Annotated in this window: 14 protein-coding genes; 3 read left to right on the top strand and 11 right to left on the bottom strand. The window is 55.3% G+C overall.

Translation table 11 applies throughout. The annotated features are described in order from the left end of the window. The first annotated feature begins 8 nt into the window (after positions 1 to 8). From EYC98_RS16555 to EYC98_RS16545, 3 genes are read left to right on the top strand one after another with little or no spacing between them, the layout of a single operon-like run. On the top strand, positions 9 to 602 hold the full coding sequence (locus tag EYC98_RS16555) for a Maf family protein (RefSeq protein ID WP_279246485.1): 594 nt from the start codon (positions 9 to 11) through the stop codon (positions 600 to 602). Continuing rightward, positions 595 to 2,073 carry a ribonuclease G gene (gene rng / locus EYC98_RS16550; RefSeq protein WP_279246484.1) on the top strand — a complete coding sequence of 493 codons (1,479 nt, stop codon included), beginning with the start codon at positions 595 to 597 and terminating at the stop codon, positions 2,071 to 2,073. Before EYC98_RS16555 ends, rng begins: the two co-directional genes overlap by 8 nt. Positions 2,074 to 2,104: 31 nt before the next feature. Then, positions 2,105 to 6,268 carry a YhdP family phospholipid transporter gene (locus EYC98_RS16545; RefSeq protein WP_279246483.1) on the top strand — a complete coding sequence of 1,388 codons (4,164 nt, stop codon included), beginning with the start codon at positions 2,105 to 2,107 and terminating at the stop codon, positions 6,266 to 6,268. 46 nt (positions 6,269 to 6,314) lie between these two features. On the opposite strand, the gene yjgA is transcribed toward EYC98_RS16545, so the two are convergent. The 11 genes from yjgA to EYC98_RS16490 form a co-directional block, all read right to left on the bottom strand. Further along, positions 6,315 to 6,833: a ribosome biogenesis factor YjgA gene (gene yjgA / locus EYC98_RS16540; protein ID WP_279246482.1), complete on the bottom strand. Its 519-nt coding sequence runs from the start codon at positions 6,831 to 6,833 to the stop codon at positions 6,315 to 6,317. After that, the gene (mgtE, locus tag EYC98_RS16535) at positions 6,826 to 8,184 is read right to left on the bottom strand and encodes a magnesium transporter (protein WP_279246481.1); all 1,359 of its coding nucleotides are present in this window, start codon (positions 8,182 to 8,184) and stop codon (positions 6,826 to 6,828) included. Before mgtE ends, yjgA begins: the two co-directional genes overlap by 8 nt. Then, positions 8,185 to 8,454, bottom strand: coding sequence for an HPr family phosphocarrier protein (locus EYC98_RS16530; RefSeq protein ID WP_279246480.1), 270 nt, complete (start codon positions 8,452 to 8,454; stop codon positions 8,185 to 8,187). Between the two features lie 11 nt (positions 8,455 to 8,465). Then, complete coding sequence (rapZ, locus tag EYC98_RS16525) at positions 8,466 to 9,323, bottom strand: RNase adapter RapZ (protein ID WP_279246479.1); 858 nt, start codon at positions 9,321 to 9,323, stop codon at positions 8,466 to 8,468. 3 nt (positions 9,324 to 9,326) lie between these two features. Continuing rightward, complete coding sequence (locus EYC98_RS16520; RefSeq protein ID WP_279246478.1) at positions 9,327 to 9,803, bottom strand: PTS sugar transporter subunit IIA; 477 nt, start codon at positions 9,801 to 9,803, stop codon at positions 9,327 to 9,329. A gap of 3 nt (positions 9,804 to 9,806) precedes the next feature. Then, entirely contained in the window at positions 9,807 to 10,094 is a 288-nt protein-coding gene (gene hpf / locus EYC98_RS16515) for a ribosome hibernation-promoting factor, HPF/YfiA family (RefSeq protein WP_279246477.1), read from the bottom strand. Between the two features lie 30 nt (positions 10,095 to 10,124). Continuing rightward, entirely contained in the window at positions 10,125 to 11,612 is a 1,488-nt protein-coding gene (locus EYC98_RS16510; protein ID WP_279246476.1) for an RNA polymerase factor sigma-54, read from the bottom strand. A 184-nt stretch (positions 11,613 to 11,796) separates the two neighbouring features. Beyond that, the gene (gene lptB / locus EYC98_RS16505; protein ID WP_279246475.1) at positions 11,797 to 12,522 is read right to left on the bottom strand and encodes an LPS export ABC transporter ATP-binding protein; all 726 of its coding nucleotides are present in this window, start codon (positions 12,520 to 12,522) and stop codon (positions 11,797 to 11,799) included. Positions 12,523 to 12,526: 4 nt separating this feature from the next. Further along, the gene (gene lptA, locus EYC98_RS16500; protein ID WP_279246474.1) at positions 12,527 to 13,099 is read right to left on the bottom strand and encodes a lipopolysaccharide transport periplasmic protein LptA; all 573 of its coding nucleotides are present in this window, start codon (positions 13,097 to 13,099) and stop codon (positions 12,527 to 12,529) included. A 92-nt stretch (positions 13,100 to 13,191) separates the two neighbouring features. Then, positions 13,192 to 13,728, bottom strand: a complete 537-nt coding sequence (locus EYC98_RS16495; RefSeq protein WP_279246473.1) for a KdsC family phosphatase — start codon at positions 13,726 to 13,728, stop codon at positions 13,192 to 13,194. After that, positions 13,725 to 14,651, bottom strand: a complete 927-nt coding sequence (locus tag EYC98_RS16490; protein WP_279246627.1) for a KpsF/GutQ family sugar-phosphate isomerase — start codon at positions 14,649 to 14,651, stop codon at positions 13,725 to 13,727. The genes EYC98_RS16495 and EYC98_RS16490 overlap by 4 nt, the downstream gene beginning before the upstream one ends. Between the last annotated feature and the right edge of the window lie 17 nt (positions 14,652 to 14,668).

Genomic DNA, 14,668 nt, shown 5'->3' with positions numbered 1-14,668 from the left:
CGTCAGCTATGCCTGTGATTTTAGCTTCCGCTTCGCCGCGTCGAGTACAACTTTTGACCCGACTTGGGGTGAAGTTTAGTCAACGCCCGGCGGATATTGACGAGTCTGTTATGGCGGGGGAAGAAGCCTCAGACTATGTGGTTCGGTTGGCGCGTGAAAAAGCCGCCAGTTGCCAGGCTCAGGTAAATGATGCTGACGTTGTGGTGTTGGCGGCAGACACCTGTGTGGTGCTGGATCAGCAAATTCTGGGTAAACCGGTAGACCGAATGGACGCATTGGCGATGCTGGCGCGCCTGGGTGGCCGCGAGCATCGGGTGCTAACCGGTGTGTGTCTGGCTGCCGGTGATCGGGTTGAGGAACTCCTCTGCGAAACACGGGTGCAGTTTGTCAGTCTGCAGCGCGAGGCTGTAGAAGCATATATCGATTCTGGTGAGCCGTTTGATAAAGCGGGCGGCTACGGAATTCAGGGGCTTGGTGGCGCCTTTGTAGAGTCTATTGTCGGCAGCTATAGCAACGTTGTGGGTCTGCCGCTGGCGCAGACCTGGCAGCTGTTAGCCGATTTCGGTGTTGCAACGGCGTTGCAGGGAGCGCTGGATGAGTGAGGAGCTGTTAGTCAACGTGACTCCACTGGAGACACGTGTGGCGTTGCTGGAGCAGGGTGTGCTGCAGGAACTGCATATTGAGCGCGCGGCTCATCGCGGTATTGCCGGTAACATCTATTTGGGTAAAGTTGTGCGGGTACTGCCCGGCATGGAAGCCGCTTTTGTAGAGATCGGAGAGGCGCGCACCAGTTTTATTCACGCCAACGACATTACTGCAGTCGACGCCAATGGCTGGGAAATTCGCTCGGCATCCAAACGGAGCATCAGCGAGCATCTACGGGAGGGTCAAGACCTGTTGGTTCAGGTCGCCAAAGAGCCTCTTGGTGACAAGGGTGCACGGCTGACCACGCAGCTTTCTGTTTCCTCGCGTTATTTGGTATATCTGCCACGCACTAGCCATACCGGTGTTTCCCAGCAAATTGAAGATGAGGAAGAGCGCTGCCGCTTGCGTAACTTGTTGCAGGCTAGTGCTGCTGCCGTCGGTATGGATGCGGGCGCAGGTTTCATTATCCGCACCGCTGCTGAGGGTGTTGCCGCAGCCGAACTGGAGGCCGATCTACGATTTTTGCAGCGCCTGTGGGGCGCCGTCACCAAGCGCGTCAGTGCTGGTCCCGCTCCCCAGCGTATTTATGAAGACTGGCCGTTACCGCAGCGCGCTATTCGGGATATGGCTCGCTCTGGTCTGGAAAAAATAAGGGTGGATGATGCCGCCACCGCCGCCGCCCTGCAGCAATTTTGTTTGGATTTCGTGCCCGAAATTGCGCCTTTGTTGGAGCCCTACGAAGGGCCGCTGCCGCTGTTTGAACAGTACGCAGTGGAGGCTGAAATCAGTCAGGCCCTGGAGCGGAAGGTTGAGCTTGAGTCCGGCGCTCATTTGGTGATTGACCAGACTGAAGCCATGACCACCATTGACATCAATACCGGTGGCTTTGTGGGCCGCAGTGACCCCGAAGAGACCATCTACAAGACCAACCTTGAGGCAGCGGTTGCCTTGGCACGTCAGGTTCGGGTGCGAAACCTGGGCGGTATTATCATTATCGACTTTATCGATATGCGCCAGTCTGAGCATCGCCAACAGGTGTTGCTTGCTCTGGAAAAAGCGATGGAAGGGGACACTGCGCGCGTCGCTATTACCGGCGTCTCCGAGTTGGGTTTGGTGGAAATGACCCGCAAACGTACCCGGGAGAGTCTGGGGCATGTGCTCTGTGAACCCTGCCCGGTATGTGACGGCAGAGGGGAGATGAAGTCCGTCGAAACGGTCTGTTATGACATTTTTCGGGAGATCCTGCGGGAGGCGCGCGGCAATAAAGCAGGAGGCTTGCGGGTGCTGGCTGCCATGGAAGTAGTCGATCGGCTGCTCGACGAGGAATCTACGGCGATGGCCGAGCTGGAACAATTTATTGGCAAAACTGTACAGATCCGCGTTGAATCCGTGTATCGCAGGGAACACTTCGACATAATACCGTTCTAATACCTGCAGTTTGGTCGATTCAGGAAATCCATTGACTCACAGTTTTCTCAACAGGCTCACCAATACTCTGTGGGTAGCCATCGCAATTTTTGTGATGCTTTTAGCTACCTACGTCAGCTTGGGCCGCTTTGTGGTGGCGCGAGTGAGCGAGTTCCAGCAGCCGATTCTGGAAGAACTGAATCAGCGCCTGGGTATGGTAATAGAGGCTGATCATATTCGCGGGCGCTGGACTGCGATGGCGCCGTATCTGGAGTTGGAAGGCGTCAGGATTCTGGGCGATGAGCATACCCCGGTAGCGGTTCACGTGGAACGCCTGAACATAGGGCTTAACCTGGCCGGTACAGTAGCTTCGCTCAAGGTGGAAATGCACGCGTTGGTTGCCCGTGGCCTGCAACTTCACGTGGATATTGCTGAGGACGGAACACTGGCTATCCCTGGCATTCCGGCGGGTGGGGGTCTCAGTAAGAGCTTGTTGCGCTTTATATTTGCCACCGGCAGCCTGGAGCTGGAGCAGGCACGGGTGTTAGTGCATGAAGGCGAGATAGAACATGATTTTCGGGTAGATTTGAATCTGCGCCGCGATGAGGATTTTCGGCGCCTGCGTGCATCCGTGTTGTCACCCAGCCAGCGCAGCTGGTTTCGAGTGATAGCCGAGGGTATCGGTGAGCCTACAGAGCTTGATGAGTTACGCGCTCAGGTTCATATCGAGTCACATGTGCCAGAGGTTTCCAATTACACCGGTTTAGCGGAAGCGGCTGGCTTCCGTTTGGAAAATGGCGAGTTGGACGGACAATTGTGGCTGAATATTGATGCCGGCCAAGTGCAGGTGCTGGCCGATTTCGCAGCTGGCGATCTGCAAATCCAGCAACTGGTAGATAATGGTAAGCGCCTGGAACTGGATGAGCTTTCGGCGCAGGTGCATGCGGCAACGGTTGACGGTCGTTGGCATTATGGTGCCTCCGGAATTAATGCTCGTATTGGGGACAAGACGTTTCAGTTGAATGCGATGTCGGGGGTGCTTGATGACGGCCAGTTGGATCTGCGTACCTCGGTGGTGGATCTAGGTAGTCTGAGTGATTACCTGATCGAAGAAGATTTTCTGCCACCGGGTTTGGCCGATGTGGTTGCCATACTGGCACCTGCAGGTAGCTTGCAGACACTGCAACTAAAAGTCAGTGACCTTTCAGATCCAGGTGGTAGTTGGCAAGTGAATGCCAATTTTGATGATCTGAGTGTTGCCTCCTGGCGTGGTGCGCCGGAGGTCCGCAACGCAGCTGGCTTTCTGGCACTGGAGCCGCGAGTGGGAACCGTGCAAATGCGCTCATCGGAGTTTTCCCTCGGTTTCCCCACTGTCTATCGACACCCGCTCGAATACGATGAGTTTGCGGCTGAATTGGGTTGGTTTGTGACCGAGGAGAATTTCCAGCTGTTTAGCGGGCCGTTTACCGGTGTTGGTGAAGAGGGCCGGGTGCGAGGACTGTTCTCCCTGAACGTGCCGCTGCAGGCGACCGAAGCAGGCCTGGAGATGGAGTTGATGGTTGGGTTGGAGGATGCCAGCCCAACCTACCGCTACAAGTACCTGCCGTATACCTTACCAGATTCGTTGCTGGACTGGCTGGCGGGCAGTATTGGTGAGGCCGATATAGTTCACGGCGGTTTTATCTTTCGTGGCAGCTTACGTTCTGGCGCCACCGATAGGCGCAGCGTGCAGCTCTACTTCAACGTAGCGGACGCGATACTGCAATACCATCCCGACTGGCCATCGCTGAGTGATCTGGAAGGCACCCTGTTTATTGATGATAGTCACGTCTCGGGGAGTGGTTTACGCGGTCAGATTTATGGCTCTGAACTGCAGGTGACCCAACTTGATTTGGAGCCGTTTGGACAAGGGCTGATGCAGCTATCTGTTACAGGGAGCGCATTGGGCGCAGCGGCGGATGGGCTTTCTGTGCTGCTCAATTCGCCGCTGGCCAATATTGTTGGCGATGCGTTCACGGGTTGGGAATTAGACGGAGAGCTGAGCACGGAATTGGATCTACAACTGGTGCTGGGTAATTCTGCCGCCGTACCCAAGGTGACAGTCAGGACTCAATGGGAGTCGGTGGATCTGACGACTGCGACGTTGGGGGTTCCGGTTGATGACATCAGCGGCCAGCTGAATTATGACTGGCGGGAAGGGTTCACGGCGACAGATATACGCGGCAGTTTGTGGGGCAAGCCACTGCTGGCGAGTGTCAGTCAGCAAACCTCAGACAACGGGCCGGGGCTGTTGGACGTGAGAGTTGACGGTCAGGTTGGTGCTGAGTCACTGCGAAATTGGCTGCAGTTGGACTTACTGCGATTGGCCACGGGCGTTGCTGCGGTTGAATTACACATTTTGATGCCGCCCGGCGAGACCGGCCAAATAGTCATGGCTTCTGATCTGCAGGGCGTTGCACTGGACCTTCCCCCAGGGTTTGCCAAAGCCTCGGAACAGGTCAGTGACCTCAGACTTACCATGCCGCTGGATGGTGAGCGCAGACAGCTTGATATTGACTATGAAGAGCGGGCGTTTGTGAGCCTGTTGTTGGACGCGGGCGGCTATCATGGCGCCAGTCTGGGCTTCAACGCTCAACCGTTGCCGGTGGTAGAGGACACATTTCTGATCAGTGGCGCGCTGCCTGCTGTAGAGGCCGAATCCTGGTGGAGCTTTATTGACAATTATATTTTAGGCGACGACCTGACAACTGGGTCGGTTGCGTTGTCGGAACCATCCGCACAGCCATCCGCACAGCCACCTGCACCCCTGCCTGGTCCTGAAATGCCGATTGTTGTGAGCGGTCTGCAGGTTAGCGAGCTTTGTGCTCTCGGAATCTGTACCAACACCGTGTTGCTGGATGCGGAGCAGGGTCCGGGTCAATGGCAGATTGGCTTTGCCTTGCCGTGGTTGGATGGCACTGCGGTGGTGGCAGATGACTTGAGTTGGGTCCAGCTGGACCTGCAGAGGCTGGATATTCAGGGCATTGATCCGCAGTGGTTGAAGGCGGCCGATCCAGATGCGGTGTCAAAGTTGGAGCTACCGAGTTTCGAGTGGAAAATTGAAAACCTCTGGTCTGGCTCACAACGCTGGGGTGAACTGAATTTTTCGTTGCAGGAGCAGGGAGACACACTGCAGTTTCGAGACATTTTCGGGAATCTGCGGGGCTTGCAGTTGGGTGTCGATGAGGCCCCTATGAATCTTGACTGGCGCCGCAGCGGGGATGAGGTTGATACCCGTCTATGGGGCCCAGTGCATTTTGTCGACTTTGGCGATGTACTGGCTAGCTTCAGCTATGAACGTATCATTGAAACCAATAGCGGGCGAGTTGATATAGATCTCGCTTGGCCGGCGTCTCCTCTCGACTTTGCGTTGCTGGGGACATCGGGGCAATTAGTAATGAACGTCGACGAGGGGCGGTTTCTGAATGCATCTGGGGCGGCGGAGGGAACGCTGCGCGTGGTGGCTATCGTTAACCTGGCGGAATTTGTGCGGCGGTTAAGTCTGGACCTGAATTCACTGGCCAAGTCGGGGGTGCCTTTCGATTCGATCACTGGCGAGTTGCTATTTGATAATGATGTTATCGACGTGCCGCTGATCGACGTCGCCGGCCGCGGCAGTCGCTTTCAGTTTGTTGGACTGGCGGATATAGGGTCCGAGACAGTGGCCGGAGAGCTGGTGGCGACGCTGCCGGTTGCCAGTAATCTACCCTGGATAGCCGCTCTGGTTGCGGGTCTGCCGGTGGCCGCAGGGGTGTTTGTTGTTAGTCAGATTTTTAGTGAGCAGATGGACCGCTTTAGCAGCGCAATCTACAACATCGAGGGACCATGGAATAACCCGGAAGTCGACTTTAAGCGTATCTTCGACGATGTGACGCCTCCTCAGAATGGGCGTGCCCCGGAGCTCCCCACCAGTCCTGCTGCAGTAGATGTCCTCACTAGTGAAGAGGTGGCTGTGCCGGCAGCGAATCAAAGCGCAGAGCCATCAGCGGCAGGGCCCGAAGCTGCGGAGCCTGACGCCGCAGAGGAAACCGAGCTAGTGATTCCAGCTGAGGTCAAAGCTGAGGTCAAAGGTGAGATCAAAACTGAGGCATTACCGGAGACATTACCGGATCCAGTGCCGGATCCAGTACCTGAAGTTGCGCCCTCCAGTACCCTCAAAGCTGTGCCTGTAGATTGAGTCTAGCTAGTGCGTTATCGCGTTTCTCGCAGCACCTTGTGCCGGCTCAATCGTCTTCTGATTCAGCGAGTTCGCGTAGGTACTTGAATAACTTGCGGCTAGCGACCGGGGGTTTGTCCGCGCTCTGCTCTTTTTGATGCTGGCGCTGCAATTGCCGCAATTGCTGACGGTCGGCATTGGGGTAATCCCGCACTACAGTTTCAATCGCGTCAGCATCGCCCCCAAGAATATTCTCACGCAGTAACTCGAGCGCCTGAAAGGCTTTGGCTTCCGCTTGACCTTGCTGGTGCAGTTCTTCCAGTGCGAAGATCAATGCGCTGGCATCTATGCCCCGCATCAGCTTGCCGATATATTGCAGTTGGCGCCGGCGTCCACTGTTCGACTTGATGCGCCGCGCCAGTGTTATAGCCTCTGACAGATTTTCATCGTCAATCGGCATTTTGGCCAGCTCACGCTCGCTCAAACCGACCAGCTGCTCGCCGACTTTCTGTAGCGCTGTCATTTCCCGCTTCAGTGCCGATTTGCTGGGGCCTAAATCTTCTTCTTCTTCTTCGTTATCATGCATAAAAAATTGTTGCCAAACCTAGGAATGATAGAAAACCAGTGACGTCGGTCACCGTGGTCAGAACCACGCTACCAGCCAGCGCGGGATCGATCTTGAAGCGCTTAAGGGTGAGCGGAATAATGGTGCCGGCTAGCGCTGCCATCAGCAGATTAATGACCATCGCTGCGGCGATAATCAGACCGATTAAAGGGTCTTGAAACCAGAGCGACGCCGCCACTGCCACCACCAGAGACCAGAGTATGCCATTGATCAGACCGACGGTAACCTCCCGGACAATAAGCCAGTTGCGGTTGCTATGACCAATCTGCCCCAGTGCCAGGCCGCGCACGATAACGGTGAGGGTCTGAGTGCCCGCAACACCCCCCATGCTCGCAACAATAGGCATCAGTACCGCCAGCGCCACGACTTTTTCCAGCGTATCCTGAAACATGTTGATAACGCCGGAAGCGAGGAACGCTGTTAGCAGGTTGATGCCCAACCAGATAGCGCGTCGCGGCGTAGTGGCCATCACCGGGGCGAAAGTGTCCTCGTCCTCGTCCAGCCCCGCCATGCTCATTAAAGAGTGATCGGCATCTTCACGAATCACGTCGACGACATCGTCAATGGTGATGCGACCGAGTAACTTGCCATGCTGATCAATAACCGGCGCCGAGACCAGGTCATGGCGTTCGAACAAGCTGGCCACCTCGCTGTCGTGCATCGCCGCGGGAATCGCTTCCACATCTGTGACCATCATTTCCCGGACTGTCGCATGCGGGTCAGAGACCAGCAGCGTAGATAGCGGCAGCAGACCTATGAATTCGTCGGCGCGATTAACGACAATCAAATTATCGGTCATCTCGGGTATTTCGCTGTGACGTCGCAGGTAGCGCAGGACAACGTCCATGGTATGGGGCGGGCGCACGGTGATGGCGTCAGTATTCATCAAACCGCCGGCGGTATCGTCGGCGTAATTGAGTATCTGCTCCACCCGCGTGCGATCCTGCAGGGTCATCGAATCCAGTACTTCCTGTAGCACTGGCTCCGACAGTTGCTGCAGCATGTCCGCGACATCATCGACGTCCATGCCGGCTGCCGCTGCAGCCACTTCTTCGGCGTCCATGGTGCGCAGGAACTGGGACTGGATTTCATCACTGAGTTCTTGAAGAACGTCGCCTTCACTCTGGTCGTCTATGAGTTCCCAGAGCTCGCTGCGGCTCTGTGGCGGGGATGACTCTAACAGGTGCGCGACATCCGGAGCCGGGAGCAGCTCGAGCATGCGCCTGGCCTCGGTTACGCTGCCACGGTCGAGTGCTCTATTGAGCTCCTTTAGTTGGTTCTGCGTATTGTCGGGGTCGTGGCGGGCGGGCACTTACTCTGCCTCGTCGAATCGATTTTCTATGAGAGCGACCAGCGCGTCCAGCGCGGCCTGCTCGTCGTTACCCTCCACCTCGAGTTGTAAAACGCTGCCCTTGGCGGCGGCCAACATCATGATTGACATAATACTCTTGCCGTCCACCAGGTCGCCGTTCTGACCCACTCGAACCTGACTGGAAAATGCGGTGGCGCAGCTGACGAACTTGGCCGCAGCCCTGGCGTGCAAGCCCAGTTTGTTGATAATGGTTATTTCGCGCTGGATCATAGGCGTTCCGTCTACCAGTGAAGTAGTTCGCGGTGCCTGATATGAACTTCGGAATAGCTCTGTCGGTAGCGTTCATACAAGCGCTCGGTGACGTATACTGAACGATGTTGGCCGCCGGTACAACCGAGAGCAATCGTCATGTAGCTGCGGTTATTGGCCTGGTACTCAGGTAGCCAGCGGTCCAGAAACCGGCATATATCCTGATAATATTCTTCCACCACCGGTTGCTGCTGCAGATAGGCGATGACGTCTGAATCTCTGCCATTCAGTTTGCGCAGTTTTGCATCCCAGTGCGGGTTGGGCAGCATACGTAAATCGTAAATCAAGTCGGATTCACTGGGGAGCCCGCGCTTGAAGCCGAAAGACTGGAATAATACCGACATATCGCCGCTGCGATTTCCCAGAATGCGTTGGCGAATTGCAGAGCGCAGTTCGTAAATAGTCATCTGGCTGGTATCGATTAGTAGCGAGGCGCGGCTGGCCAGTGGCTCCAATAACGCGGACTCCTGCCGAATCGCCTCCGCCAGAGAGGTATTGTCATCGCTCAGGGGGTGTCGTCGGCGCGTCTCGCTGAACCGCATCAGCAGCGCGGCGTCTTCTGCGTCGAGAAAAACCACATCGGTGTCTACATCGGGCGGCAACGATTCCAGCAATGCAGGGAACTGCTCCAGGTCCTTCAAGATGTTGCGGGAGTCTATGCACACTGCGATACCGGCGGCGAGCGGTGTATTGCCTTCATCGGTGTCGAATAAGCCCGGCAGTAGGCGCGCGGGCATATTGTCGATGCAGTAGTAACCCTCGTCTTCCAACTGGTGCAGCGCGGTGCTTTTGCCAGAGCCCGAGCGTCCGCTTATGACGACCAAATGCACGTGTCAGGCCGGTAACTTGAAATCAATAGCGAACTTGTAGAGTGCTGCCGCATCCTTTGCATCACGCAGACCTTGACGATAATCGATGCTGCTTAGATTGCGCGCCAGACCTGCTAACAGGTTGAGGTGCTCTTGATGGGCTTCTTCTGGCACTAGCAATAGAAATAGCACATCTATGCGCTGTTCGTCCGGGGCATCGAAGTCGATAGGGTCCGCCAAGGTGATCAGCGTGCCCAAAGCGCGTTGGCAATTGCCGATGCGGCAGTGTGGAATAGCGATGCCATCGCCCAGAGCAGTACTACCGAGCTTCTCCCGCGCCAGGAACTTGGCGAAAATATCGCTGACTTCCAGGTGCGGTTGATCTTCATGAATCAGTGCCGCGGCAGTTTCAAACAGGCGTTTTTTGCTGACTCCTGGGGCATGGCACAGGGTTCTGGCCAGCGTGAGAGTGCCACGTAGATCGAGAGTAGGAGCGGGCATAGGTCAGTGTCCGCGATGCTTTTCCTTATGCTTGATTAACTGCCGGTCCAGCTTGTCTGCCAGCAGATCGATGGCGGTATACATGTCATCGGACTCGGACTGGGCATAGATGTCTGCACCCGAAACGTGGACTGACGCCTCCGCTTTTTGAACCATTTTTTCAACGATTAGAGTGACATCGGTATTGGTGATCTGGTCAAAGTGGCGCTGCAGCCTTTCGAGCTTGCTCAGTACGTATTCTCGCAAGGCGGGAGTAACTTCAACGTGATGGCCACTGATATTAATTTGCATAGTGTGCTCCTTGTGCGGAATGGATGACCCTCAAACCAATTGCTTACGTTCGTTGGAGGGCGGGATTGACAGGGACTCACGATACTTTGCGATGGTTCTGCGCGCCACCTTGATTCCCTGATCTTCCAGCAAGCTAGTGATCTTGTTGTCACTTAGCGGCTTACGGGGGTTTTCTGCATCGACCAGCTTTCTGATTAATGCCCTAATAGCGGTGGATGAGCATTCGCCCCCCGCCGCAGTATTCACATGGCTTGAGAAAAAGTATTTTAACTCGAATATGCCTCGCGGTGTGTGCATATATTTTTGAGTGGTCACTCGCGAGATGGTTGATTCATGCATCTCGATGGCATCGGCAATATCGTGGAGTACCAGTGGTTTCATGGCTTCGGCTCCGAACTCCAGAAAACCCCGCTGCCTCTCAACAATCTTGGTCGCCACTTTCATCAGGGTTTCATTGCGACTCTGCAGGCTCTTGAGAAACCAGCGAGCTTCCTGCAGGTTATCGCGCAGGTAGGTATTGTCTGCGCTACTGTTGGCGCGTTTTACCAGCCCGGCATACTCGGCATTAATACGGATTTTCGGGGCAATGTCCGGGTTGAGCTCTACTACCCAAGTACCCCCGCGTCGACTCACGAAAACATCGGGAACAATATATTCGGTGCCGTCATCTCCCAGGTTTTCGCCGGGGTTAGGCGTGAGAGTCTGAATCAATTCGAGTACGGCCTTCAACTCTGGCTCGCGCAGACGCGCGCGGCGCATTAACTGCGCGTAGTCTCGGGTCGCCAGTAAGGTAATGTGTCTGGACACCACCATCTTGGCTTGGGCCAGGTGCTCGGTCGTTTCAGGCAGTTGTCGCAGTTGCACCAGCAGGCATTCCTGCAAGTCATGGGTGCAGACTCCAGGTGGGTCAAACTGCTGCAAGCGATGCAGCACCGCCATGACCTCGTCCAGTTCTATTTCCAGTTCTGGATCAAATCCCTCCCAGATCTTTTCGGCACTCACGCTGAGGCGTCCCATGTTATTGGTGGCATCAATGATGGCAACGGCAATGTAACGGTCCAGATCTGAGAAACGGGTCAGGTTAAGCTGCCAGCTCAAGCGTTCCTGGAGTGTTTCCGTCTGCTCCAGGCGACCATCATAGTCATTGTCGCCGTAATCGGAGCCACCGCTACCGACGCTGACCGGCGCCTGGTAGACGTCTTCCCATTGCGTATCCACGGGAAGGTCGTCGGGAATCGTGTCACCCAGCGACTCTCCACCTTGAGCCAGCTCCATCAGTTCCTCGGGTCCTGCCTGTTCGCTGGTCGCCTCGGGCGAGGGCGTCTCGTTATTGCCATCTGTGCTATCGCCGCCCTCGTCTGGGAAATCCGGAACCTCAAGCATAGGATTGCTGTCCAGGGCTTGCTGAATTTCTTGTTGTAGATCGAGGGTGGAGAGCTGCAAAAGCCTGATAGCCTGCTGCAACTGAGGAGTCATCGTCAGCTGTTGGCCAAGCTTTAATTGCAGCGATTGTTTCATAATAATCGGGGCTTCGAACCAAATATCGGTGGAGCCGAAACCCGCTGTTTATCCCTGTATTTTCATCGAGTGTAGCCGCCGCCCATAGCCGAGGCAACCAACAAAACTCAATTTTGGCACGAAAATGGCATGTTTTTTGGAATTCGTGTGAAGTCGCTCACACTCAGAGCGCAGAGACAGGCTCTCAGAGACGGAAGTCTTCGCCTAAATAGGTACTGCGGACCTTCTCATTGTTGAGAATATCGTCGGCTGTGCCAGCGGCGATGATATGACCTTCGCCCATGATAAAGGCCTTTTCGCAGATATCGAGCGTGTCGCGAACATTGTGGTCGGTAATCAAGGTGCCAATACCACGACTCTGCAGTTGTTTGACGATCTGCTTGATATCGTTGATCGAGATGGGATCGACGCCCGCGAATGGCTCATCTAGCAGGATAAAATCCGGGTCAGTCGCCAGACTGCGGGCGATTTCGACCCGACGCCTCTCACCACCGGACAATGCGATACCTTTGCTGTCGCGAATATGGGTGATATGGAATTCCTCGAGTAACGACTCAAGTTTCTCCAGACGCTGCGCGCGATTCAAATCTTTGCGGGTTTCCAGGATCGAATAGATGTTCTGAGTTACGCTTAGCTTGCGGAATATAGAGGCTTCCTGGGGCAGATAACCAATGCCACGGCGGGCCCGTCCGTGCATGGGGAGCGCGGTTATATCTTCATCATCAATGCTGACGTTGCCCTGGTCTGCAGCAATAATCCCCACAATCATATAGAAGCAAGTGGTCTTGCCACAGCCGTTCGGCCCGAGCAGGCCAACGATCTGGCCGCGTTCAACTTCCATGGAGACGTCTTTGACAACGCTGCGGCCACCGTAACTTTTCGCCAGGTTATTGGCCTTCAGTAAGCCCATGCTATTACTCCGCGCTCGGAGCAGACGGCGGCGGCGTGGGGCGGTCTTGCTGCTCTGCTTCTACCCGATGCGCAGGTATTACTACTTCCACGCGGCTTTTGCTATCGCCGACGCTTTGGTCGGTAGCGGCCTTGACCAGTTCCTGATTAATGAAGTATTCGATCGTGTCACTTTGGACGATAGATCCGTCTTGCTCCAGCATGGCGTTCTCGCGAATGAAGACTCTTTCCTCTTCCTTGAAATACTCGATGGTATTACCTTCAGCGTGCATGACCGCGCCTTCCAGTGTGCGCTGTTGCTCAATGCGCGCGGGACTACCAGTTGCGACGATTTTGTCGGCCTGGGTTTCGATATCGAAGATGTTCACTTCCTGTGCGTCGATACGTAAGGTGCCCTGCCTGATGGTGACATTGCCGCGATACAGGGTCAGACCACTTTTTTCATCACGCACGGCCTCGTCAGCTTCAATATAAATGGGCTGATCTTTGTCGTCTGGAAGCGCCAGTGCAAGTTGTGGAAGCAGCGCAAAGCATAGCGCCAGACACATGCCCTGGTAGAGTGTTCTGTAGTAGGTCATGCTGCAAATTATAGCTGCAAGGTGTTTGCCAGAGATAGTGTGTTGTCCAGAAATGGTGTGTTTGCTAGAGATTGCTGGTGCTCCTTGTCTGCTCAACCGGGCTCGCCGCTGAGGTAACGTTGTCTAATGTCATCCAATTTGCCCTGCGCCTGGAGAATGAACTCCGCCGCTTCTCGCACAGCACCCCGACCGGCGCTGCGCTGACTGCACCAGAGCGCATGTTCCTTTACAAACGGGTTGGCACTTGCGACGGTCATGCCAAGACCGACCTTGGCAATAGCGGCCAGGTCGGGCAGGTCGTCGCCCATGTAGGCGACTTCATGTAGTTCGACTTCCAGCTCAGCGACAAGTTCACGTAACGCATGCAGTTTATCTTCACGTCCCTGTATCAGTCGCTCAATGCCCAGTTCGCTGGCGCGCCGGGCAACAATGGCAGACTCACGTCCGGTAATGATGGCGACCTCGATGCCTGATCGTTGTAGTAGTTTGATACCCAGTCCATCTTCAGTGTGAAACGTTTTCATCTCTTCACCCTGATTTCCGTAGATGAGTAACCCATTGGAGAGTATGCCATCGACATCCAGAACTAACAGGCGAATGCGGCGGGCATTTGCGGTTGGCGCGCTCATGCAACACCCGCTCTAAGCAAGTCATGCAAATGCACAATACCTTCTGGCTTCTGCTCTAGATCCACAGCGATTAGAGCAGATATCTTGTTCTCTTCCATGATATGCAGGGCCTCGGCCGCGAGAATCTGTCGCGTAATAGTGATGCAGTTACGCGTCATTATTTCCTGAATACGTGTGTTGTGGATATTGATTTCGTCATCCAGTACGCGACGTAAGTCGCCATCGGTAAAGACCCCCAGCAGGGCGCCTTCCGCGTCGACAATACTGGTCATACCCAGTCCCTTGGTGGTGATTTCCATGAGCGCGTCATCCAGGGTGGTTGATTCGAAAACCCTGGGAATACTGTCTCCGGAATGCATGATGTCTTCAACCTTGAGCAACAAGCGCCGGCCCAGCGCCCCGCCAGGATGTGAAAATGCGAAATCTTCGGCTGAAAAGCCCCGTGCTTCCAGCAGTGCAATGGCTAATGCATCGCCCGCTACCAGACTGACTGTGGTGCTTGAGGTAGGCGCCAAATCAAGCGGGCAGGCCTCCTCCGCAACCCGAGTGTCGAGATTGACGTCGGCGGCTTGTGCGAGGACGGAATCGGGGTTGCCTGTCATGGTGATCAACGGCACTGCCATGCGTTTGAGTAGCGGCAGCAGGGTCACTACCTCGCTGGTGTTACCGCTGTTAGACAAAGCGATAACGGCATCCTGCGGGGTTATCATGCCCAGATCACCATGACTTGCTTCGCCGGGATGGACGAACATTGCCGGGGTTCCAGTGCTAGCCAGCGTGGCCGCGATTTTGGTCGCTATATGCCCAGACTTGCCCATTCCGGTAACGACTACGCGGCCCTTAACCTCCAGCAATAGCTCGCAGGCTTGACTGAATGAATCGTCGATGCGTTCCAGTAGATCAGTGATCGCATCACGCTCCATGCAAACGGTGCGGCGTA

The organism is Candidatus Litorirhabdus singularis, assembly GCF_026262625.1.
Classification (GTDB): Bacteria; Pseudomonadota; Gammaproteobacteria; order Pseudomonadales; family Halieaceae; genus Litorirhabdus; species Litorirhabdus singularis.
Note: the sequence above shows the minus strand (reverse complement) of the source record. Positions and strands in the feature narration are given on the sequence as shown.